Origin of the sequence: Streptomyces sp. NPDC001728, assembly GCF_040297565.1 — a bacterium.
Taxonomy (GTDB): domain Bacteria; phylum Actinomycetota; class Actinomycetes; order Streptomycetales; family Streptomycetaceae; genus Streptomyces.
Genome location: NZ_JBEOZK010000005.1, coordinates 246,025 through 266,660 on the forward strand (window position 1 = coordinate 246,025; position 20,636 = coordinate 266,660).

General features: G+C 72.7%; 19 protein-coding genes and 1 pseudogene. 12 read left to right on the forward strand and 8 right to left on the reverse strand.

Features of this window, described 5'->3' with window-relative positions; all coding sequences use genetic code 11:
- Positions 1 to 184 precede the first annotated feature (184 nt).
- The gene (locus tag ABT154_RS10855; RefSeq protein WP_351855571.1) at positions 185 to 1,501 is read left to right on the forward strand and encodes a glycoside hydrolase family 10-like protein; all 1,317 of its coding nucleotides are present in this window, start codon (positions 185 to 187) and stop codon (positions 1,499 to 1,501) included.
- A gap of 97 nt (positions 1,502 to 1,598) precedes the next feature.
- Here ABT154_RS10855 and ABT154_RS10860 read toward each other — a convergent pair whose 3' ends face one another.
- Both ABT154_RS10860 and ABT154_RS10865 read right to left on the reverse strand, forming a co-directional pair.
- Positions 1,599 to 1,802, reverse strand: coding sequence for a DUF1918 domain-containing protein (locus ABT154_RS10860; RefSeq protein ID WP_317876760.1), 204 nt, complete (start codon positions 1,800 to 1,802; stop codon positions 1,599 to 1,601).
- 82 nt (positions 1,803 to 1,884) lie between these two features.
- Positions 1,885 to 2,868 (reverse strand): DMT family transporter, encoded by a 984-nt coding sequence (locus ABT154_RS10865; protein WP_351855574.1) that lies wholly within the window; start codon positions 2,866 to 2,868, stop codon positions 1,885 to 1,887.
- Here ABT154_RS10865 and ABT154_RS10870 point away from each other — a divergent pair.
- From ABT154_RS10870 to ABT154_RS10885, 4 genes are all read left to right on the forward strand, one after another.
- Positions 2,867 to 4,303, forward strand: a complete 1,437-nt coding sequence (locus ABT154_RS10870; RefSeq protein ID WP_351855576.1) for an aminotransferase-like domain-containing protein — start codon at positions 2,867 to 2,869, stop codon at positions 4,301 to 4,303. The genes ABT154_RS10865 and ABT154_RS10870 overlap by 2 nt on opposite strands.
- A 111-nt stretch (positions 4,304 to 4,414) precedes the next feature.
- Positions 4,415 to 4,867 carry a GNAT family N-acetyltransferase gene (locus ABT154_RS10875; protein WP_351855579.1) on the forward strand — a complete coding sequence of 151 codons (453 nt, stop codon included), beginning with the start codon at positions 4,415 to 4,417 and terminating at the stop codon, positions 4,865 to 4,867.
- Positions 4,868 to 4,936: 69 nt separating this feature from the next.
- On the forward strand, positions 4,937 to 5,512 hold the full coding sequence (locus tag ABT154_RS10880; protein ID WP_351855581.1) for a histidine phosphatase family protein: 576 nt from the start codon (positions 4,937 to 4,939) through the stop codon (positions 5,510 to 5,512).
- 156 nt (positions 5,513 to 5,668) lie between these two features.
- A complete protein-coding gene (locus ABT154_RS10885; protein ID WP_351855584.1) occupies positions 5,669 to 6,835 on the forward strand; it encodes a methyltransferase in 1,167 nt (388 codons plus the stop codon).
- Between the two features lie 54 nt (positions 6,836 to 6,889).
- Here the strand turns inward: ABT154_RS10885 and ABT154_RS10890 are convergent.
- The 4 genes and pseudogenes from ABT154_RS10890 to argG form a co-directional block, all read right to left on the reverse strand.
- A pseudogene (locus ABT154_RS10890) lies at positions 6,890 to 7,294 on the reverse strand (VOC family protein).
- 107 nt (positions 7,295 to 7,401) lie between these two features.
- Entirely contained in the window at positions 7,402 to 8,307 is a 906-nt protein-coding gene (locus tag ABT154_RS10895) for a sigma-70 family RNA polymerase sigma factor family protein (protein WP_351855587.1), read from the reverse strand.
- 76 nt (positions 8,308 to 8,383) lie between these two features.
- Complete coding sequence (locus ABT154_RS10900) at positions 8,384 to 9,697, reverse strand: M48 family metalloprotease (RefSeq protein WP_351855589.1); 1,314 nt, start codon at positions 9,695 to 9,697, stop codon at positions 8,384 to 8,386.
- 351 nt (positions 9,698 to 10,048) lie between these two features.
- Positions 10,049 to 11,503, reverse strand: coding sequence for an argininosuccinate synthase (gene argG / locus ABT154_RS10905; RefSeq protein ID WP_351855592.1), 1,455 nt, complete (start codon positions 11,501 to 11,503; stop codon positions 10,049 to 10,051).
- 123 nt (positions 11,504 to 11,626) lie between these two features.
- Between argG and ABT154_RS10910 the strand changes: the two genes are divergently transcribed.
- From ABT154_RS10910 to ABT154_RS10935, 6 genes are all read left to right on the forward strand, one after another.
- Complete coding sequence (locus ABT154_RS10910) at positions 11,627 to 12,151, forward strand: P-loop nucleotide/nucleoside kinase family protein (RefSeq protein ID WP_351855595.1); 525 nt, start codon at positions 11,627 to 11,629, stop codon at positions 12,149 to 12,151.
- A gap of 718 nt (positions 12,152 to 12,869) precedes the next feature.
- The gene (gene argC / locus ABT154_RS10915; protein ID WP_351855598.1) at positions 12,870 to 13,910 is read left to right on the forward strand and encodes an N-acetyl-gamma-glutamyl-phosphate reductase; all 1,041 of its coding nucleotides are present in this window, start codon (positions 12,870 to 12,872) and stop codon (positions 13,908 to 13,910) included.
- The gene (gene argJ, locus ABT154_RS10920; RefSeq protein WP_351855601.1) at positions 13,907 to 15,076 is read left to right on the forward strand and encodes a bifunctional glutamate N-acetyltransferase/amino-acid acetyltransferase ArgJ; all 1,170 of its coding nucleotides are present in this window, start codon (positions 13,907 to 13,909) and stop codon (positions 15,074 to 15,076) included. Before argC ends, argJ begins: the two co-directional genes overlap by 4 nt.
- Positions 15,073 to 15,993, forward strand: a complete 921-nt coding sequence (gene argB / locus ABT154_RS10925) for an acetylglutamate kinase (RefSeq protein ID WP_351855604.1) — start codon at positions 15,073 to 15,075, stop codon at positions 15,991 to 15,993. The genes argJ and argB overlap by 4 nt, the downstream gene beginning before the upstream one ends.
- Complete coding sequence (locus ABT154_RS10930; protein WP_351855607.1) at positions 15,993 to 17,198, forward strand: acetylornithine transaminase; 1,206 nt, start codon at positions 15,993 to 15,995, stop codon at positions 17,196 to 17,198. Before argB ends, ABT154_RS10930 begins: the two co-directional genes overlap by 1 nt.
- 7 nt (positions 17,199 to 17,205) lie before the next feature.
- Positions 17,206 to 17,742 carry an arginine repressor gene (locus ABT154_RS10935; RefSeq protein ID WP_317877194.1) on the forward strand — a complete coding sequence of 179 codons (537 nt, stop codon included), beginning with the start codon at positions 17,206 to 17,208 and terminating at the stop codon, positions 17,740 to 17,742.
- A gap of 157 nt (positions 17,743 to 17,899) precedes the next feature.
- Here the strand turns inward: ABT154_RS10935 and ABT154_RS10940 are convergent, their stop codons facing one another.
- The gene (locus tag ABT154_RS10940) at positions 17,900 to 18,499 is read right to left on the reverse strand and encodes a pyridoxamine 5'-phosphate oxidase family protein (RefSeq protein ID WP_351855610.1); all 600 of its coding nucleotides are present in this window, start codon (positions 18,497 to 18,499) and stop codon (positions 17,900 to 17,902) included.
- Between the two features lie 145 nt (positions 18,500 to 18,644).
- On the opposite strand from ABT154_RS10940, the gene argH reads away from it, so the two are divergent.
- Positions 18,645 to 20,072 (forward strand): argininosuccinate lyase, encoded by a 1,428-nt coding sequence (argH, locus tag ABT154_RS10945; protein WP_317876196.1) that lies wholly within the window; start codon positions 18,645 to 18,647, stop codon positions 20,070 to 20,072.
- A 46-nt stretch (positions 20,073 to 20,118) separates the two neighbouring features.
- On the opposite strand, the gene ABT154_RS10950 is transcribed toward argH, so the two are convergent.
- On the reverse strand, positions 20,119 to 20,628 hold the full coding sequence (locus ABT154_RS10950) for an HAD domain-containing protein (RefSeq protein WP_351855612.1): 510 nt from the start codon (positions 20,626 to 20,628) through the stop codon (positions 20,119 to 20,121).
- Positions 20,629 to 20,636: the final 8 nt, after the last annotated feature.

Here is a 20,636-nt window from a genome sequence, read left to right on the forward strand (position 1 = left end):
CTCGTGCCTTTCGCTCTTCTTGGCGGCGGGGGCCCGTGTGATTCCGGTGCGTCCGCCTCGACCCCACGACGTTACCGCTCATTAACCGATGATCGATCGTCCGGGGCGGGCATGCTGTCCGGGTGCGTGTGACGTATCCGACACAGGAGGGGTACAAGTGCGGCCTTTCGGCAGAAGAGGATTCGTGACGGGCGCCGCGGGAGCGGCGCTGACCGTGACGGGCGCGGGAGCGTTGACGGCGGCGGGGACCGGGGCCGGTGCGGTCGCCGCTTCCCCGCCGGAGGGCTCGGCTCCGCCCGTACCGGAGGAGCGGGCCGGTCCCGGCGCGGGCGGAGCGCCTCGGCGACGGCAGTTCCGGGGTGTGTGGATCGCCACGGTCGCCAACCGCGACTGGCCCTCACGCGCGGGCCTGACCGCCGAGAAGCAGCGCGCCGAACTCCTCGTCCACCTGGACACCGCGGTCGAGCGCCGGCTGAACGCGGTCGTCCTCCAGGTCCGGCCCACCGCCGACGCGCTCTGGCCCTCGCCGTACGAGCCGTGGGCGCAGTGCCTCACCGGGACGCAGGGCCGCGATCCCGGCTGGGACCCGCTGGGCGCGGCCGTCGAGGAGGCGCACGCGCGCGGCCTCGAACTGCACGCCTGGTTCAACCCGTACCGGGTGGCCAACCACACCGACCCGACCCGGCTCACCGCCGGCCATCCCGCCCGGCTGCACCCCGAGTGGGTGCTGCCCTACGGCGGCAAGCTCTACTACAACCCGGGGCTTCCCGAGGTGAGGCAGTTCGTCCAGGACGCGATGCTGGACGCGCTGCGGCGCTACGACATCGACGCCGTGCACTGGGACGACTACTTCTACCCGTACCCGGTGGCCGGGCAGGTCTTCGCCGACGACGAGGCGTACGCGCGGTACGGCGGGGACTTCCCCGACAAGGCGTCCTGGCGGCGGAACAACACGGATCTGCTGGTCTCCGGCATGGCCGCGCGCGTCAAGGAGATCAAGCGCGACGTGGCCTTCGGGGTGAGTCCCTTCGGGGTCTGGCGGAACATCGCCACCGACCCGGAGGGCTCGGACACCCGCGCGGGCGTGCAGACCTACGACGACCTGTACGCCGACACCCGGAAATGGATCCGGGAGGGCTGGGTGGACTACATCGTGCCGCAGCTGTACTGGAACATCGGCCTGCCCGCCGCCGACTACGCCAAGCTGCTGCCCTGGTGGGACGCGGTCGTACGGGGCACCGGCGTCCGGCTGTACATCGGCGAGGCGCTCTACAAGGCCGGCGACCCGGCCCAGCCCGCCGCCTGGCAGGACCCGAAGGAACTGTCACGGCACCTGGACCTCGCCGCCGGCCACCCCGGCGTGGAGGGCCACTGCTACTTCGCGGCGAAGGAGATCGCCTCGGACCCGATCGGGGCGATGAGCACCGTGGTGGCGGACCACTACCCGACCAGGGTCCGCGCGCCGAGGCTGAGGCCGCCGGGGTGGGGAGGGCGGCGGTAGGGCAGCCGGAGGCGGGGCGCGGCGGGGCCTGCCGACGTCGGCTGTGAGCCGGCGCCGGGGCCGTCGCGTCGATCTGTCCGGGGCGGGGTCCGTCGGCTCAGCCGATTCCCGCCTCCGGATGGTGGCGTACGACGGTGTCGGGGCCCGGCGACATCAGGGCCTCGTGCCCGTCGTCGTCGAACTTCACGCGGTACGGGGGCATGCCGTTCTCCCCCAGTACCTGAAGGACCTCGGCCGTACGGTCGTGATGACCGACGGTCCGGCCGTGCACCAGCAGTTTGTCGCCCACGTTCGCCTGCATCGGGGGACCTCCTCGCGACCGGGCTTGTCCTACTCGGAGCCTCTGTCTGCCATTGTGTCCCAGATCGCCCCGGTTCGTCGCGTCAGCTCTTCGCCCGCTGTGTGACGGCGATGCAGACCAGCACCGCCACCGCCGCGAGCGGGGCGGCGAGCGGCAGCGTCTCGCCGAGCAGGAAGACCGACCAGAAGAGGGTGAGGAGCGGCTGCGCCAGCTGGAGCTGGCTCGCCTTCGGGATGCCGATCGACGCCATGCCCCGGTACCAGACGTACAGGCCGAAGAAGGTGGAACCGGCGGCCACCCAGACCAGGCCGATGACACCGTGGGCGGTCAGATGCACCGGCTCCACGGCGAGGGCCACGGCCGAGCCGGCCACCATCAGCGGCAGGCAGAGGATCAGGGCCCAGCCGATGACCTGCCAGCCGGGCATCAGCCGGGCGAGCCGGCCGCCCTCGGTGTAGCCGGCGGCGCACACCAGCAGCGCACCGAACAGGTACAGGTCGCCCCGCGACACGGCGCCGCCGCTCTGCTGGAGCGTGAAGGCGATCACCACGACCGCGCCGGACACGGCCGCGCCCCAGAAGGTACGGGACGGGCGGCGCCCGGTCCGCAGCGCCGCGAAGGTCGCCGTGGTGAGCGGCAGCAGGCCCACGACGACGGCGGCGTGCGAGGTGGTGGACGTCTGGAGGGCCAGCGTCGTCAGGAGCGGGAAGCCGATGACGACCCCGCCGGCGACCACCGCGAGGCCCGCCCAGTGGCGGCGCTCAGGCAGCGGCACCCGGCCGACGAGGAGGAAGACGCCCGCGATGAGGGCGGCGAGGGTGGAGCGCCCCGTCACCAGGGACCAGGGACCGAAGCTCTCCAGGCCCCAGACGGTCGACGGGAAGGTGAGCGAGAAGGAGAGCACACCGAGAACGGCGAGGAGGGTCCCGCGACGCAGCGGGTCGACGGCGCTCGGGGCGGCGGGGGTGGGCGCGGTGGTGGTCGCGCTCGCTACGGCGGTGGCGCTTTCGGCGGTGACGGTGACCGCTATCGTCGAAGAGGTGGTAGCGCTATTGTTGGCTCTCATGAATGAGCGTAGCAGTGTCGCGGAGCTGGCGCAGTCCCTGCGTGGGGAGTTGAACCGCTACTCACCTGGTGGAAAACTGCCGTCCAGCCGGGCACTCGTCGAGCGCTACCGTGTCTCCCCGGTGACCGTTACCCGGGCCCTCGCCCAGCTCGCCGCCGAAGGGCTCGTCGTCACCCGCCCCGGCGCCGGCGCCTTCCGGGCCGAGCCCCGGACCACCGCCCCCGCCACCGGGGACACCTCCTGGCAGGAGCTCGCGCTCAGCGCCGACACCGCCACCGAACTCGTCCCCCGGGCCGTCGACGCCTCCGGTGTCCTCGTCACCCTCGCCGCGCCGCCGCCCGGCGTGGTCGAGTTCAACGGCGGCTACCTCCACGCCTCCCTCCAGCCCGAACGGGCCCTCGCCGCCGCCCTCGCCCGCGCCGGGCGTCGCCCCGGGGCCTGGAGCAGGCCGCCGACCGACGGCCTGCCCGAACTGCGGGAGTGGTTCGCCCGCGAGATCGGCGGCGGCGTCACCGCCGCCGAGATCCTGATCACCGCGGGCGGCCAGTCCGCCATCACCACCGCCCTGCGCGCCCTGGCACCGCCCGGCACCCCCGTCCTCGTGGAGTCGCCCACCTACCCGGGCATGCTCGCCGTCGCCCGCGCCGCCGGGCTCCGCCCCGTCCCCGTCCCCACCGACGCCGACGGAGTCCGCCCCGAACTCCTCGAAGCCGCGTTCCGCGCCACCGGAGCCCGGGTCTTCGTCTGCCAGCCGCTCTTCCAGAACCCGACCGGGGCGGTCCTCGCCCCGGAACGGCGCCGCGAGGTCGTCCGCATCGCTCGCGCCGCCGGTGCCTTCGTCGTCGAGGACGACTTCGCCCGCCGCCTCGTCCACGAGGACGCGCCGCCGCTCCCCGCGCCGCTCGCCGCCGACGACCCCGACGGTGTCGTCGTCCACGTCTGCTCACTCACGAAGATCACCTCGCCGAACCTGCGGGTCGGCGCCCTCGCCGCCCGGGGCCCCGTCCTGGAACGGCTCCGTGCCATCCAGGTCGTCGACAGCTTCTTCGTGCCCAGGCCGCTCCAGGAGGCCACGCTCGAACTCGTCGGCTCGCCCGCCTGGCACCGCCATCTGCGGGCGGTCTCCCAGGAGCTCAGGAGCCGCCGGGACATACTGTCCGGCGCGGTCGCCCGCCATCTGCCCGCACTCGCGCTGCCCCACGTCCCCTACGGCGGCTATCACCTCTGGCTCCGCCTCCCCGACACCGTGCCCGAGACCGCGCTGCTCACCGCCGCCCTGCGGACCGGCGTCGCCGCCGCACCCGGCCGCCCCTACTTCTGCGCCGAGCCCCCCGCCGGCCACATCCGGCTGAGTTTCGCGGGTGTCGCGGGCCCCACCGAGATCGCGGAGGGCGTACGCCGCCTCCGGACGGCCGTCGACGAGCTCACCCCTTGAACGCCCCGGCCGCCCGCCGCGCCCCGCCGCCCCGATCCCACCCCCTCCCGGCGGTCCCCCGCCCCGGCGAATTCGCCTGACAAGCCCCGCCGTGACTGGAAGCCTTCGCTCATGAACGACAGCACGACCCCTACCAGCCCCGTCCTGCACGGTGCGTACGAGATCTCAGCCGACCCGAGTCGGATCGACGCCGCCCGCGTCCACCACTGGCTGTCCACGGACGCCTACTGGGCCCTCGGCCGACCTCGGGAGAAGCAGGACCGGGCGATCGCGACCTCGCTCAACTTCGGCGCCTACCACCGCGAGACCGGAGAGATCGCCGCCTACGCGCGCGTCGTCACCGACTACGCCACCTTCGCCTGGCTCTGCGACGTCTACGTCGACCGTCCGGCCCGCGGCACCGGCATCGGCACCGCGCTCGTCACCGTCGTACGCGATCACCTCGAGCCGTACGGACTGCGCCGCATCATGCTCGCCACGGCCGACGCGCACGGCGTGTACGAGAAGGTCGGTTTCACGCCACTGCAGAATCCGGACAAGTGGATGGCTCTCGGGCAGCACTGAGCCGCCGCCCCGCCCGCCCCGGCGGATGACCCCTTGACCCGCGTCGCCCTCGGCCTCACGATCGCGGCCATGAGTCTTCGGGTGACGCTCGTCACGGCGGCACGCAGCTCCTCCCTTCTCGCCGAACGCTTCGACGACGACCGGCCTCTGGACGAGGCCGGCTGGTACGACGTGCAGCTCGCCGCGCCCGCGCTCATCCCGCTCGGCGCGGCCGAGCTGCGCTACTGCTCCCCGACCCCGCGCAGCCGCGCCACCGGCACCGCCCTCGGCTACGCGCCCCTCGCCCAGCCCGCGCTGCGCGACTGCGACATGGGCCGCTGGCGGGGCCTGACCCTCGCCGAGGTCGCCGCCCTCGAACCGGCCGCCGTCGACGCCTGGCTCACCGACCCCCGTACCGCCCCGCACGGCGGCGAACCCCTCCTCGCCTTCATCACGCGGATAGGGAACTGGCTCGACACCCGCCCCGCCGATGACTGCTCCATCGTCGCCGTCGCCGAACCCTCCGTCGTACGGGCCGCCCTCGTGTACGCCCTCAAGGCGCCGCCCGGCACGTACTGGAACGTCGACGTCCGCCCCCTCTCCACCGTCACCCTCACCGGCCGCCCCGGCCTCTGGAACCTCCAGCTCGACGCGGCCCTCCACTGACCGACCAGCCGTCCCGCACCTCACTCCTTCCGCAGGATGTCTCCCACCCAGCCCCGCTCGGGCCCCAGAACGCCGGGCCTCATCCGCCCGCCCGCGCCCGCCGGTGGACGCGCACGGGGAGAGGGGACGGCCGCGACCGGCTAGCCTGAGGGCACGATGAACCGTTTGACCACGTCATGGGGCGCCTTCGCGCTCACCCGCCATCCCGAGGACCCGCACGACCAGCTGCGCGCCTGGGACGCGTCCGACGAGTACCTCCTCGGCCACCTGGCCGAGGCCGGTACCGACCTGTCCGGCACCGTCGCCGTCCTCGGCGACCGCTGGGGAGCCCTCGTCACCGCACTCCAGGCCGCCGGCCCCGGCGAACTCGTCCAGATCTCCGACTCCTACCTCGGAGTACAGGCCACGCGGACCAACCTCGCGCGCGCCGGAGCCGCCCCGGACGCCGTCCGGCTGCTCACCACCCAGGACCCGCCGCCCCCGCGGATCGACGTCCTCCTCGTCCGCGTCCCCAAGAGCCTCGCTCTCCTGGAGGACCAGTTGCACCGGCTCGCACCCGCCGTGCACGAGGACACGGTGATCATCGGCACCGGCATGGTCAAGGAGATCCACACCTCCACCCTCCGCCTCTTCGAGCGGATCCTCGGCCCGACCCGCACCTCCCTCGCGGTGAAGAAGGCCCGGCTGATCCACACCACGCCCGACCGGTCCCTCACGCCGCGCCCCAATCCCTGGCCGCACCGGTACGACCTTCCGGCGGACACCCCCGCGCCCGGTCTCCCCGGGCTGACCGTCACCAACCACGCCGGCGTCTTCTGCGCCGACCGCCTCGACATCGGCACCCGCTTCCTCCTCGCGAACCTCCCGGGTCACCTCGGCCGGGCCCGCGTCGCGGACCTGGGCTGTGGCAACGGCGTGGTCGGCCTCGCCATCGCCCTCCACGAACCCGACGCGGAACTGATCTTCACCGACGAGTCCTACCAGGCGGTCGCCTCCGCCGAGGAGAACTTCCGCACCCACGTGGGCGCCGGGCGCAAGGCCGAGTTCCTCGTCGGCGACGGGCTGTCGGACCTGCCCGAGGGCTCCGTTGACCTCGTGCTCAACAATCCGCCCTTCCACACCCACCAGGCCACCACCGACCGCACGGCCCGCCGCATGTTCTCCGACGCGCGGCGCGCGCTGCGGCCGGGCGGCGAACTGTGGGTCATCGGCAACCGCCACCTCGGCTACCACGTCACGCTGCGCCGGATCTTCGGCAACAGCGAACTCGTCGCCAGCGACGCGAAGTTCGTCGTCCTGCGAGCGGTGCGGACCGCGGCGTAATCCGATTCCGCGCGAGCGGGGCGCGGCCGGGGCCTCCCGCCGCGCCCCGCTCTCTCATATGCCCCAGGTGCGGGAGCACAGGACGAGTCGGTACCCGTCGGGGTCGGCGATGGTGACGCCCCACTCGTCCCCGTAAGGATTGCGCGCGGCCACCCGGGTCCCACCGGCCTCGACCAGCCGCCGCACCTGCTCCTCCTCGACGGGCGCCCCCAGATAGCCGACGAACAGGTCGTCCACGGTCGGGGCGGGCTCCAGCGGACGTTCGGGACCATGCGTCAGTTCGAAGTGTCAACTCCCGTCCGGGGGCCCGACCATGAGCAGGTCGTGCTTGCCCGGCTCCGCCGAGGCGCTCCGCCACTGCACCTCAAGTCCGAGCCCGTCGACGTAGAACCGCTCGGCGGCGGCCAGATCCCGCGAAGGGCGGGCGACCCGTACCCGGGTCTGCGCATCGATGATCATGCCTCAAGGCTAGGCGCCGACCGGCTGCCCCGCCCTCCGGGACCACCCTGCCCTTCCACGGAGTTGACCCTGACACGCGGGTCGGGGTCCACCCCGTACCCGAAGGGTCAGGAATCGGGAAAGGCCAGGTCGAGGGCGCGAACCCGGTGCTCTCCGGTGGTGATGGTCAGGGTCGCGATGCGGCCCAGGCGGAGCGTGAACGCCACCGCGGAGACCGGCCGCCCGTCGACGAACGCGACCGCTCCGAGGGCGCCGTCGACGAGCGCGGGCCGGGCGGCGTCCGCGAACCGCGCGAACGCCGCCGCCTCCTCCGAGACCGCCGCCGCGCCGTGCACCGGGCCGCGCTCGGAGCACGCCACGACGTCCGGGGCCAGCACGGCGGCGAGCACACGGGCGTCACGCGCGCCTGCGGCAGCCAGGAACCGGTCCACGACGGCCCGCTGCCGCTCCTCTGCGTCCCCTTCGGATCCGGCCGCCCCGCCGCCCCGGATCCGGGCCCGCACCCGCCGGGCCAGGCGCGCCACCTCGTCCGGTGATCCACCGGCGATACGGGCGGTCTCGTACGGCGGCAGGCCGAAGACGTCGTGCAGGACGTAGACGAGCCGTTCCTCGGCCCTGAGGGATTCCAGTACGACGAACAGCGCGAGCCAGACGGAATCGTGGAGGCACCGGTCCGCGTCCGCTGCGGCGCGGGGACCGGGCGCACCCCCAGTAGTCCCGCTCGCACCGGTCCCACCCCCACCGGTCCCGCTCGCACCGGCTCCGCCCGCCCCGGTCTCGCCCTCCGCCCCGCGACCCTGGATTCGCCGTACGGACTCCCGGCCCACGAGCGCCGTCAGCCAGGGCCGTACCCCCGCCGCCCCCTCGTCCCGACCGAGGCCCGCCCGTGCCGCGGCGAGCGCCTGTCCGGCATCGGCCGGCGAGCCCGTGATCCGCAGGGCCACGTTCCGCAAGTGTTCCTCGTGGGCGTCGAAGCGCCCGGTCAGCGCCGTCAGAAAGGTGTCGTCGTGCATGGCGCCCCACTCCTCGTCGAATCCGTCACGGTGTTGACGCGGGGGCACTGGGCGATGTGACAGAGGGGGCGACGGCTCAGCCCCGTACGAGCTCCCTGGCGATGCTCCGGCGCGCCTCGGCCAGCTCCGCATGGACCTCCTCGGTCCGCGCCGGGGCGAGCACGATCCGGGCCCCGACCCGCGAGCCCCGCGTCAGCCTGCGGTGGCGGAGGTGGGTCGGCGGGTGCGTGGAGTCCACCTGGTGCCCGCGCCGCTCCGCGACCCGGCGCAGCCGGTCGTACTCGCGCTCGGGCACCGACGCCGCGTGGGCCGCGAGCCGCTCCCACAGCCCGTCGGCCGGGTCCTCGCGGCGTGCACCGCCGAGCCGGGTGCGCGCCGCCACGGACTCCCGGCGGAGTTCGCCGACGACCCCGTCGGTGATGAGGAGCCGGTCCATCAGCCCGGCCGCCGCCTCGGTGCCCGCCGCGCGGGCGGCGGCCGAGTCGGCGAGGTACTCGGCACGCTGCGATTCGCGCAGCGTGAGGTGCTCCAGTACGACGAGGAGGCCGTCGACGAGCAGCCTCGGGGGAGCGGTCACGAGATTGACGAAGGTGTCCATCAGGTTCTCGGCGGGCGTGGGGGCGAGCGTGTAGCGCCAGGTGTCGAGGGAGCGGAACGCGTTGCCGACGAGCAGGGAACGGCGGGTGTCACCGTGGGCGTAGTGGCCGAACTCGTGGCCGAGCAGCGCGACGCGTTCCTGCGGGGGCAGGATCTCCCACAGGCCCAGACCGAGGCGGAGCACGCGTTGCTGCCGTATGCCGTACGTGCTGACGGACGCGTTGGCGTCGGCGTCGATCAGCACCGCGACGACACCCGTCGTACCGACGCTCTCCGCGATCTCGTCGAGCAGGGCGAACAGCCGGGGCGCGTCCGGCCGACGCAGCACGAGCCCGCTCTCCGCGGCCTTCCTGAGGCTGCGGAACCGGGGGCGCAGCAGGACGGCGAGCGCGATCGCGATGCCTCCGAGCGCGGGCAGGAAGCCCCGGCCCCACCATGCGACGACCAGCCACAGCCCGCCCAGGAACAGGGCGAGGGTCACGCCGTGTACCAGTACGGCGAGCCCGGTGGCCAGCCGGCCGGCAAGGCCGCGCCGCGCCGGGCGCCCGGGGGCCCCTGCGGGCTCGGCGGACGCCGTACGGTCCGCAGGCCCCGTACGGTCCGCAGGCCCCGTACGGTCCGAGGGTTCCGTACGTTCCGAGGCCCCCGCGCCTTCCGTGAGCCCCGTACGTCCGGCGAGCCCCGTCCGGTCCGTCCCCTCCGTGAGCTCCGCGAGGAGCCGTTCCCCGTCGCGCCGGGCCAGGCGCCGGCGCAGGCGTTCGACGCGCCCCGGCGTCTCCTCGTCCCGCGTCACGGGGTCCACGTTCCAGTCGCACGCCGCGCACCAGGTGACATAGCGCCCGCCGTCTGGCACGTGCGCGCCGCACTCGGGACAGTCCTGCCCCGCCGTCCGGACCGCACCCGCGGCCCCAGCGGCCTCTGCCGCCCCTGCCGTACCCGTCATCCTGATGTCTCCCCTTGGGCGGGCCACCCCCGGCCCCGCCCCGTTCCGTGCCGATCTCACACGCTCGCCAATGGAGCGCCCGCGCATTATGCAGGGCCGACGGCCCCCCGTGCGCCCGAGTTTCGACGCGCGGAAGCCGGCTCGACGGGGGCGTCGAGCCGGCTTCCGCGGGTGGTCGAGCGGGGGCTCGACGGGGGTGGGTCAGTCGGTGCCGAATTCCATCGCGGCACGGTCCAGCATCTCGTCGTCGCCGGAGACCTCGCCGCGGGAGGCGATGGCCTCGGCACCGCCCTCGGGCAGCTCGGTCATGGTGCCGATCAGGCCGGTCGCGGCGGCCTGGGCGGCGCCGATGGCCGGGTTGGAGCTGCCGATCAGGCCGAGGCCCGCGTACTGCTCCAGCTTGGCGCGCGAGTCGGCGATGTCCAGGTTGCGCATGGTGAGCTGGCCGATCCGGTCGGACGGGCCGAAGGCCGAGTCCTCGGTGCGCTCCATGGACAGCTTGTCCGGGTGGTAGCTGAACGCCGGGCCCGTGGTGTCGAGGATCGAGTAGTCCTCACCCCGCCGCAGCCGCAGCGTCACCTCGCCGGTGACGGCCGCGCCGACCCAGCGCTGCAGGGACTCGCGGACCATGAGCGCCTGCGGGTCCAGCCACCGGCCCTCGTACATCAGCCGGCCTAGGCGCCGTCCCTCGTTGTGGTACTGGGCGAGGGTGTCCTCGTTGTGGATCGCGTTGACCAGCCGCTCGTAGGCCGCGTGCAGCAGGGCCATGCCGGGGGCCTCGTAGATACCGCGGCTCTTGGCCTCGATGATCCGGTTCTCGATCTGGTCCGACATGCCCATGCCGTGGCGGCCGCCGATGGCGTTGGCCTCCATGACGAGGTCGACGGGGGAGGAGAACTCCTTGCCGTTGATGGACACCGGGCGGCCCTGGTCGAAGCCGATCGTGACGTCCTCGGTGGCGATCTCGACCGACGGGTCCCAGAAGCGGACGCCCATGATCGGCTCGACGGTCTCCACACCCGTGTTCAGGTGCTCCAGGGTCTTCGCCTCGTGGGTGGCACCCCAGATGTTGGCGTCGGTGGAGTACGCCTTCTCGGTGCTGTCGCGGTACGGGAGGTCGTGGGCGACGAGCCACTCCGACATCTCCTTGCGCCCGCCCAGCTCGGTCACGAAGTCCGTGTCCAGCCAGGGCTTGTAGATCCGCAGGTGCGGGTTGGCGAGGAGGCCGTAGCGGTAGAACCGCTCGATGTCGTTGCCCTTGAAGGTCGAGCCGTCGCCCCAGATCTGGACGTTGTCCTCGAGCATCGCCCGGACCAGCAGCGTGCCGGTGACGGCGCGGCCCAGGGGGGTCGTGTTGAAGTAGGCGCGCCCGCCGGAGCGGATATGGAACGCCCCGCAGGTGAGTGCGGCAAGACCCTCCTCGACCAGCGCGGCGCGGCAGTCGACCAAGCGCGCGATCTCGGCGCCGTAGGCCTTGGCGCGGCCGGGCACCGAGGCGATGTCGGGCTCGTCGTACTGGCCGATGTCGGCGGTGTAGGTGCACGGGATGGCGCCCTTGTCGCGCATCCATGCGACCGCGACGGAGGTGTCGAGGCCGCCGGAGAAGGCGATGCCGACGCGCTCGCCGGCGGGCAGGGAGGTGAGGACCTTGGACATAGGAAGAGTATGCATCATCTCGCATGGTCATGCAAAGGGGGCGGTGGTGAGTGATCCCCCGCCTCCCGCCTCCGCTCAGGCGTTCACCCCCGTACCGCCGCTGCCGACGCTAGATTCGAGCCCATGATCATATGGCTCAACGGCACCCACGGCGTGGGCAAGACGACCACTGCCGCACTCGTACGGGACCTGATCCCGGATTCGCGGGTCCTCGACGCCGAGAAGGTCGGCGAGACGCTCATGGACATCACGCCGGGGCTGCCCGCGACGGACAACTTCCAGCACTGGCCGCCGTGGCGCCCGCTCGTCGTCGAGACGGCCCGCCGCGTGCTCGACTACACCGGCGGCACTCTGGTGATGCCGATGACCGTCCTGGTCGAGGAGTACTGGCGCGAGATCGGCGCGGGCCTCGCCCGCCACGGCATTCCGGTACGGCACTTCGTGCTCCACGCCGACCAGGAGACCCTGCGGCGGCGTATCGCGGGCGACACTGTCATCGGCCCCGACTCCCCGTTCCGGCTCCACCACCTCCAGCCCTACGCCGAGGCCGCCCGCACCTGGCTGCACGGTGAGGCCGAGGTCGTCGACACCACGCACCTCACGCCCGGCCGGGCCGCGCGGCGGATCGCGGAGTCCGTCAGGGGCTGAGGGCCGCGCGGGCCGAGCCGAACCCCGGGAAACGGCCGCCGTTCATCTGGCCGGCGTGATCATGGGGAGGCCGAGCGGCGGGTGCCCGGCGGGCCGGAATCCGGTCCGCGGCGAGCTCTGAATCATCGCCGGTTTCGCCGGCCGGGTCGGTAACGGCCTCTTCGACGCCGCCGCCCTACTCTGCTTCGCGCTCGTCGCCACCCTGGACCGGTCGGCCGCGACGGCGGGCAACGCCGCGGGCGGTGCGCTCATCGCGTGAGTCGGCGGTGAACGTCCCGCCGCCTTCCGGGTCGGACTCCGCACGTTCGTCAATCTCGGCGTCGTCATGGGCGCCCTGGGCGGGGCCGCCGCCATGTGGGGGAGTCCTCGGGTGGATGCGCACTCGGCTTCGGTCTCGCTCCCGACCGCGCCCAGGGCCAGTGCTGCTCGCGCTCGGACGCACCGGCTGGCTGCTCCTCGGTGTGTTCTTCGCGCTCCTGGGCGCGGCGGGTCCTCCGGTGGCGGCGTGGGCCGAACGGACCCGGCCCGCGAATCCGGACGAGGAGACCCCGACGGAGGCCCACGGCCCGACCTGGACCCGGAAGACCTCGAAGCCCCGCCGACCACCGACGCGGGGAACCCGCCCCGCCGGCCCCACTCCCAGCCCCGCCACCCCCGACCTCGTTGCATAAACCTGCATGCTTGCGTATAGTCATGCCATCGATGAGGAGGGTGTTCGATGACGGTACGAGTAGCGGTGGCCGGTGCGAGTGGATACGCGGGTGGAGAGCTCCTGCGCCTCCTTCTCGCCCACCCCCACGTGGAGATCGGCGCCCTGACCGGCCACTCCAACGCCGGGCAGCGGCTCGGGGGGCTTCAGCCCCATCTGCTGCCGCTCGCCGACCGCGTCCTCGTGCCCACCACCGCCGATGAGCTCGCCGGGCGGGGCCGTCGGCATGACGTGGTCTTCCTGGCCCTGCCGCACGGCCAGTCCGCCGCCGTCGCCGAGCAGCTCGGACCGGACGTCCTCGTCGTCGACATGGGCGCCGACTTCCGGCTCAAGGAGCCCGCCGACTGGGAGACGTACTACGGCTCCCCGCACGCCGGCACCTGGCCCTACGGCCTTCCCGAACTTCCCGGTGCCCGCGCCGCCCTCGAGGGGGCCAAGCGGGTCGCGGTGCCCGGCTGCTACCCCACCGCCGTCTCGCTCGCGCTCTTCCCCGCGTACGCCGACGGGCTCGCCGAACCCGAGGCCGTGATCGTCGCCGCCTCCGGCACCTCCGGCGCGGGCAAGGCCGCCAAGCCGCACCTGCTCGGCAGCGAGGTCATGGGCAGCATGTCGCCGTACGGCGTCGGCGGCGGCCACCGGCACACCCCCGAGATGATCCAGAACCTCAGCGGACCGGCGGGGGAGCGGGTCACCGTCTCCTTCACGCCGACCCTGGCGCCGATGCCCCGGGGCATCCTCGCCACCTGCACCGCCACCGCGAAGCCGGGCGTCACCGCCGAGGCCGTACGGACCGCGTACGAGAAGGCCTTCGCGGACGAGCCCTTCGTCCATCTGCTGCCCGAGGGGCAGTGGCCGGCGACGGCGTCCGTCTACGGTTCCAACGCCGTTCAGGTGCAGGTCGCCTATGACGCCGGGGCGAACCGGATCATCGCGATCAGCGCCATCGACAACCTCACCAAGGGCACCGCCGGCGGCGCGGTGCAGAGCATGAACATCGCCCTCGGCCTCCCCGAGGCCACCGGACTTTCCACGATTGGAGTCGCTCCGTGAGCGTCACCGCAGCGAAGGGATTCACGGCGGCGGGCATCGCCGCCGGGATCAAGTCGAACGGCAACCCGGACCTGGCCCTCGTGGTCAACACCGGGCCCCGCCGCGCCGCCGCGGGAGTCTTCACCTCCAACCGCGTCAAGGCCGCCCCCGTCGTCTGGTCCCAGCAGGTCCTGGCCGGCGGCGAGCTCACCGCCGTCGTCCTCAACTCGGGCGGCGCCAACGCCTGCACGGGGCCCCAGGGCTTCCAGGACACCCACGCCACCGCCGAGAAGGTCGCCGAGGTCCTCAGCGCCCAGGGCGCGGACGTCGGCGCCGGCGAGGTCGCCGTCGCGTCCACCGGCCTCATCGGCCTCCTGCTCCCCATGGACAAGCTCCTCCCCGGCGTCGAGAAGGCCGCGTCCGAGCTCTCCGAGCACGGCGGCGAGAAGGCCGCCATCGCCATCAAGACCACCGACACCGTCCACAAGACCTCCGTGGTCACCAAGGACGGCGGCTGGACGGTCGGCGGCATGGCCAAGGGCGCGGGCATGCTCGCCCCCGGCCTCGCCACCATGCTCGTCGTCCTCACCACCGACGCCGACGTCGACGCCAAGGGCCTGGACAGCGCCCTCCGGGGCGCCACCCGCGTCACCTTCGACCGGGTCGACTCCGACGGCTGCATGTCCACCAACGACACCGTCCTCCTCCTCGCCTCCGGGGCCTCCGGCGTCACCCCGGCGCAGGACGCGTTCACCGAGGCCGTACGGGAGGTCTGCGACGACCTCGCCCGCCAGCTCATCGGCGACGCCGAGGGCGCCAGCAAGGACATCCGTATCGAGGTGATCAACGCGGCCACCGAGGACGACGCCGTCGAGGTGGGCCGCTCCATCGCCCGCAACAACCTCCTCAAGTGCGCCATCCACGGCGAGGACCCCAACTGGGGCCGGGTCCTGTCCGCCATCGGCACCACGAAGGCCGCCTTCGAGCCCGACGCGCTCAACGTCGCCATCAACGGCGTCTGGGTGTGCAGGAACGGCTCCGTCGGCGAGGACCGCGACCTCGTCGACATGCGCTTCCGGGAGGTCGGCATCACCGCCGACCTCGCCGCCGGCACCGAGTCCGCCGTCATCTGGGCGAACGACCTCACCGCCGACTACGTCCACGAGAACAGCGCGTACTCGTCATGAGCGAGCCCCGGAACCCCGAGAGCACGACCCGGAAGCACACCGCGCTCCCCAAGGCCCAGATCCTCATCGAGGCGCTGCCCTGGCTGACGCGGCACAACGGCAAGACGGTCGTCATCAAGTTCGGCGGCAACGCCATGATCGACGAGGACCTCAAGGCCGCCTTCGCCCAGGACGTCGTCTTCCTGCGCCAGGCCGGCCTCAAGCCGGTCGTCGTCCACGGCGGCGGCCCCCAGATCAGCGCCGCCCTCGACCGCCACGGCATCGTCAGCGAGTTCAAGGCGGGCCTGCGGGTCACCACCGAGGACGCCATGGACGTCGTACGGATGGTCCTCGCCGGCCAGGTGCAGCGCGAGCTCGTCGGGCTCCTCAACCAGCACGGCCCGCTCGCCGTGGGCCTCACCGGCGAGGACGCCCACACCATCTCCGCCACCCGGCACCGTCCCGTGATCGGCGGCGAACAGATCGACATCGGCCGGGTCGGCGAGATCACCGCCATCGACACCGGTGCCATCCAGGCGCTCCTGGAGGACGGCCGCATCCCGGTCATCTCCTCCATCGCCCGCTCCCAGGACGACGGACATGTCTACAACGTCAATGCTGATACGGCGGCTGCGGCACTCGCTGCGGCGCTGGGCGCCGAGACCCTGATGGTCCTGACCGACGTCGAGGGCCTCTACGAGGACTGGCCGAACAGCGACGAGGTCATCAGCCGGCTCACCGCGAGCCAGCTGGAGAAGCTGCTGCCCGAGCTCTCCAGCGGCATGGTCCCCAAGATGGAGGGCTGCCTGCACGCCGTACGGAACGGGGTCACCACGGCCCGCGTGATCGACGGCCGGGTCCAGCACTCGATCCTGCTGGAGATCTTCACCGACGAGGGCATCGGCACGATGGTCGTGCCGGACGGACAGGGGGACTGATGAGCGGCACCGGCAACGAGCAGCTGACCCAGCGGTGGCAGGGCTCCCTCATGAACAACTACGGCACCCCCCAACTGCCCCTCGTCCGCGGTGAGGGCGCCAAGGTCTGGGACGCCGACGGCAAGGAGTACCTCGACTTCGTCGGCGGCATCGCCGTCAACGCCCTCGGCCACGCCCACCCGGCGATCGTCGAGGCCGTCACCCGGCAGGTCCAGAGCCTCGGCCACGTCTCCAACCTCTTCGTCGCCGAGCCGCCCGTCGCCCTCGCCGAGAAGCTCCTCGGCCTCTTCGGCCGCCCCGGCAAGGTCTTCTTCTGCAACTCGGGCGCCGAGGCCAACGAGGCCGCGTTCAAGATCGGCCGGCTCACCGGCCGCTCCCACATGGTCGCCACCCGGGGCGGCTTCCACGGCCGGACCATGGGCTCCCTGGCGCTCACCGGCCAGCCCGGCAAGCGGACCCCGTTCCTGCCGCTGCCCGGCGACGTCACCCACGTCCCGTACGGCGACGCGGAGGCGCTGCGCGCCGCGGTCACCGAGGACACCGCCTTCGTCGTCATCGAGCCCATCCAGGGCGAGAACGGCGTCGTCGTCCCGCCGCCCGGCTACCTCAAGGCGGCCCGGGAGATCACCCGCGCCACCGGCACCCTGCTCGTACTCGACGAGGTGCAGACGGGCATCGGCCGCTGCGGCCACTGGTTCGAGCACCAGGCCCACGAGGGCGTCGAGCCCGATGTCGTCACCCTCGCCAAGGGCCTCGGCGGCGGCCTCCCGCTCGGCGCGACGGTCGCGTTCGGCCCGGCCGCGGACCTGTTCGGGCCCGGCCACCACGGCACCACCTTCGGCGGGAACCCCATCGCCTGCGCCGCCGGCCTCGCCGTACTGGACACCCTCGGCGCCGACGCGGCCCTCGACCACGTGAAGGCGGTCGGAGAGCGGCTGCGCCAGGGAATCGAGGGTCTGGGCCACCCGCTGGTCTCCCACGTCCGTGGTGCGGGCCTGCTGCTGGGTATCGTGCTCACGGAGTCCCTCGCACCGCAGGTGCAGCAGGCGGCTCAGGACGCCGGCCTCCTGGTGAACGCGCCCGCCCCCGATGTCGTACGGATCATGCCTCCGCTGGTCCTCACCGACGCCGAGGCGGACGCCTTCCTCCGGGCCCTGCCCGGAGTCCTCGACGTGGCGAACGGGCAAGGACGAACCGGAGAATGAGACGACGATGACCGACGCGCAGGAAATCGAGCACGGCGGGCCGTCCGTTCCGCAGACCCGCACCGCACGCCACCGCAGGATCGTCGACATCCTCAACCGGCAGCCGGTGCGCTCGCAGAGCCAGCTCGCCAAGCTCCTCGCGGACGACGGGCTGAGCGTCACCCAGGCGACGCTCTCCCGCGACCTCGACGAGCTGGGCGCGGTCAAGATCCGCAACACCGGCGGCGAGCTGATCTACGCGGTGCCCAGCGAGGGCGGCTTCCGCACCCCGCAGGCACCGCTCGGCGAGTCCGCCAAGGAGGAGCGCATGCGGCGCCTCTCCGGCGAACTGCTGATCTCCGCCGAGGCCTCCGCCAACCTGGTGGTCCTGCGGACCCCGCCGGGCGCCGCCCAGTTCCTCGCGTCGGCCATCGACCAGGCCGAACTCCAAGCGATCCTCGGCACGATCGCCGGCGACGACACCTTGCTTCTCATCAGCCGTGACCCCACGGGCGGCCAGGCCCTGGCCGACCACCTGCTGCGTCTGGCCCAGAAGGACCGCTGACCCTTCCGGCACGGCGGCCCGACCGGCGGTCGCCCCGCGCCCGTCGACGTGCGGGAAGGCCCGGGCCGCGCGCCCGTCGACGTGCGGGAAGGCCCGGGCCGCGCGCCCGTCGACGAGCGGGAGGCGCCCGCCCCCGCCACGCGCGCGCGTGGCGCGGCTAGCCGGCGGGCAGCGGCGGCAGCGGGAGGGGCAGCGCGGGCAGACCGTCGAGGCTGGTCCCGATGTGGTCCTTGCGCTCGCAGTACGCGTTGAACTCGTCGTCCGTCTTCCGGTTGAAGTACTCGGCGTGCATCGACCGGTCCTCCTGGTACTCCATCAGCGGGACGGCGAATCCGCACGCGTCGCTGACCCGCCGCGCGCGCACCACGACGATGGCCCGCGCGCTGCCCTGTCCCTCCACGGCCTCGGCCGGGAACCGCGCGAAGAGCTCGCCCCAGCGGGGATCGTCCCGGAGCACGGCCTCCCCGGTCCCGTGCACCCGCACCACGGTCGGCGGCCCGGAGAAGGCCGTCCACATGAGGGTGATGCGTCCGTTGCCCGGCTCCCGCAGATGCGCGATGGTCTCCGCGCTGCTGCCGCCGAAGTCGACATAGGCGAGCGTCAGCTCGTCGAGCACCACGAGCGTCCCCCGGCGCCCCTTGGGGGAGAGATTGACGTGACCGTCGCCGTCGAGCGGCGCGGTGGCCGTGAAGAAGACCGGCTGAGCCTCGATGAAGGCACGGAGCCGTCCGTCCATGTGTTCGTACGTCTTTCCCATGGCCCGGATTCTCCACCCTCGCCCGTGCCGCCTGATCGCGCGTCTCGTTCAGTGGTCGGGGCCGACGGTGTCAGGATTGACGAATCATGCGCTCGACTGCATACTCATGCATGAGACGTGGTCGCAAGGTGGAGGAGCAGTAGCTGTGAGCAGCAACAACGGTGATGTCCGGCTCTGGGGCGGACGGTTCGCGGACGGTCCCGCCGAGGCGCTGGCGAAGCTCTCCGCGTCGGTCCACTTCGACTGGCGTCTCGCGCCGTACGACATCGCCGGCTCCCGTGCCCACGCGCGCGTGCTGCACAAGGCGGGGCTGCTCACCGAGGACGAGCTGACCCGGATGCTCGCCGGGCTCGACCTGCTGGAGGCGGACGTCGCCGACGGCTCCTTCGTCGGCACCATCGCCGACGAGGACGTCCACACCGCCCTGGAGCGGGGCCTCCTGGAGCGCCTCGGTCCGGACCTCGGCGGCAAGCTGCGCGCCGGCCGGTCCCGCAACGACCAGGTCGCCACCCTCTTCAAGATGTACCTGCGCGACCACGCCCGGATCATCGGCGGCCTCGTCGCCGAGCTCCAGGACGCCCTGGTCGGTCTCGCGGAGGCCCACTCGGACGTCGCCATGCCCGGCCGTACGCACCTCCAGCACGCCCAGCCCGTGCTGTTCGCGCACCACGTCCTCGCCCACGTCCAGTCCCTCTCCCGGGACGCCGAGCGGCTGCGGCAGTGGGACACCCGGACGGCGGTCTCCCCGTACGGCTCCGGTGCCCTCGCCGGCTCCTCCCTCGGGCTCGACCCGGAGGCGGTCGCCAAGGACCTCGGCTTCGAGCGCGGCTCGGTCGGCAACTCCATCGACGGCACGGCCTCCCGTGACTTCGTCGCCGAGTTCAGCTTCATCACCGCGATGATCGGGATCAACCTCTCCCGGATCGCGGAGGAGATCATCATCTGGAACACGAAGGAGTTCTCCTTCGTGACCCTGCACGACGCCTTCTCCACCGGGTCGTCGATCATGCCGCAGAAGAAGAACCCGGACATCGCCGAGCTGGCCCGTGGCAAGTCCGGCCGCCTCATCGGCAACCACACCGGCCTGCTCGCCACCCTCAAGGCGCTCCCGCTCGCCTACAACCGCGACCTCCAGGAGGACAAGGAGCCGGTCTTCGACTCCTGCGACCAGCTGGAGATCCTGCTGCCGGCCTTCACCGGGATGATGGCCACGCTCACCGTCAACCGGGAGCGCATGGAGGAGCTGGCCCCGGCCGGCTTCTCGCTCGCGACGGACATCGCGGAGTGGCTGGTCAAGCAGGGCGTGCCGTTCCGGGTGGCGCACGAGGTGGCCGGCGAGTGTGTGAAGGTCGCCGAGTCCGAGGGCAAGGAGCTGGACGAGCTGACGGACGAGCAGTTCGCCAAGATCTCCGAGCACCTCACCCCCGAGGTCCGCACGGTCCTCAACGTCCCCGGCGCCCTCGCCTCCCGCGACGGCCGGGGCGGCACCGCCCCCTCGGCGGTCGCCACCCAGCTGGTCGAGGTCAAGGCGGACCTGGTGATCCAGCACGCCTGGGCCACCGCCAAGAAGTAGCGCCCGGCGGGCCGCCTCGGCCCGCCCGCCAGGCCCGCTCAGCAGTTCACAGCGCCGCCGCCCACTCCGCGAGCGCGTCGAAGTCCGGCCGGATCAGCCCGATCCGGGGGTCGACGTGCAGGAGCAGGGCGGCGGCGCGGTGGTTCCGTTCCACGTACTCGTGGTCGTACGAGGTGATGTCGTCGTCGACCCAGGCGAACGGCCGCCCGGCCGCGTACTCCAGGATGTGCCGCGTCTTCCAGAAGGTCCCGCGAGGGGCCTTTCCGTGCATCTGGGGCCAGTCGATGAACGGCAGCTCGGGCAGTCCGAGACGAGGCCCGATCCAGTCGTTCGCCTCGCCCTTCCAGGTGGTCGCCCACACCAGCTCGTACGCCTCCGCCAGCGCGAGCAGCTCACCCCCGTGGCCCGGATTCAGCCAGACCCGCAGCGGCTTCGTCCCGAACCATCCGCCCGGCCGCATCCGGTGCGTCGCGTACCCCTCGGGGCGCCGCTCGCGCTGCGCCGCATACGGATTCAGAGGTCCGTCGACGTCTATCAGCAGCAGTGGCTTCGTCATGATCACAG

Excerpts from the sequence above, each read along its gene's own strand:
- ABT154_RS10895 (WP_351855587.1), bottom strand. The coding sequence starts at position 8,307 with ATGCACGACGACACCTTTCTGACGGCGCTGACCGGGCGCTTCGACGCC.
- ABT154_RS10875 (WP_351855579.1), top strand. The coding sequence starts at position 4,415 with ATGAACGACAGCACGACCCCTACCAGCCCCGTCCTGCACGGTGCGTAC.
- argB (WP_351855604.1), top strand. The coding sequence starts at position 15,073 with ATGAGCGAGCCCCGGAACCCCGAGAGCACGACCCGGAAGCACACCGCG.
- ABT154_RS10865 (WP_351855574.1), bottom strand. The coding sequence starts at position 2,868 with ATGAGAGCCAACAATAGCGCTACCACCTCTTCGACGATAGCGGTCACC.
- argC (WP_351855598.1), top strand. The coding sequence starts at position 12,870 with ATGACGGTACGAGTAGCGGTGGCCGGTGCGAGTGGATACGCGGGTGGA.
- ABT154_RS10950 (WP_351855612.1), bottom strand. The coding sequence starts at position 20,628 with ATGACGAAGCCACTGCTGCTGATAGACGTCGACGGACCTCTGAATCCG.
- ABT154_RS10910 (WP_351855595.1), top strand. The coding sequence starts at position 11,627 with ATGATCATATGGCTCAACGGCACCCACGGCGTGGGCAAGACGACCACT.
- ABT154_RS10940 (WP_351855610.1), bottom strand. The coding sequence starts at position 18,499 with ATGGGAAAGACGTACGAACACATGGACGGACGGCTCCGTGCCTTCATC.
- argG (WP_351855592.1), bottom strand. The coding sequence starts at position 11,503 with ATGTCCAAGGTCCTCACCTCCCTGCCCGCCGGCGAGCGCGTCGGCATC.
- ABT154_RS10930 (WP_351855607.1), top strand. The coding sequence starts at position 15,993 with ATGAGCGGCACCGGCAACGAGCAGCTGACCCAGCGGTGGCAGGGCTCC.
- ABT154_RS10880 (WP_351855581.1), top strand. The coding sequence starts at position 4,937 with ATGAGTCTTCGGGTGACGCTCGTCACGGCGGCACGCAGCTCCTCCCTT.
- ABT154_RS10935 (WP_317877194.1), top strand. The coding sequence starts at position 17,206 with ATGACCGACGCGCAGGAAATCGAGCACGGCGGGCCGTCCGTTCCGCAG.
- ABT154_RS10860 (WP_317876760.1), bottom strand. The coding sequence starts at position 1,802 with ATGCAGGCGAACGTGGGCGACAAACTGCTGGTGCACGGCCGGACCGTC.
- ABT154_RS10870 (WP_351855576.1), top strand. The coding sequence starts at position 2,867 with ATGAATGAGCGTAGCAGTGTCGCGGAGCTGGCGCAGTCCCTGCGTGGG.
- ABT154_RS10885 (WP_351855584.1), top strand. The coding sequence starts at position 5,669 with ATGAACCGTTTGACCACGTCATGGGGCGCCTTCGCGCTCACCCGCCAT.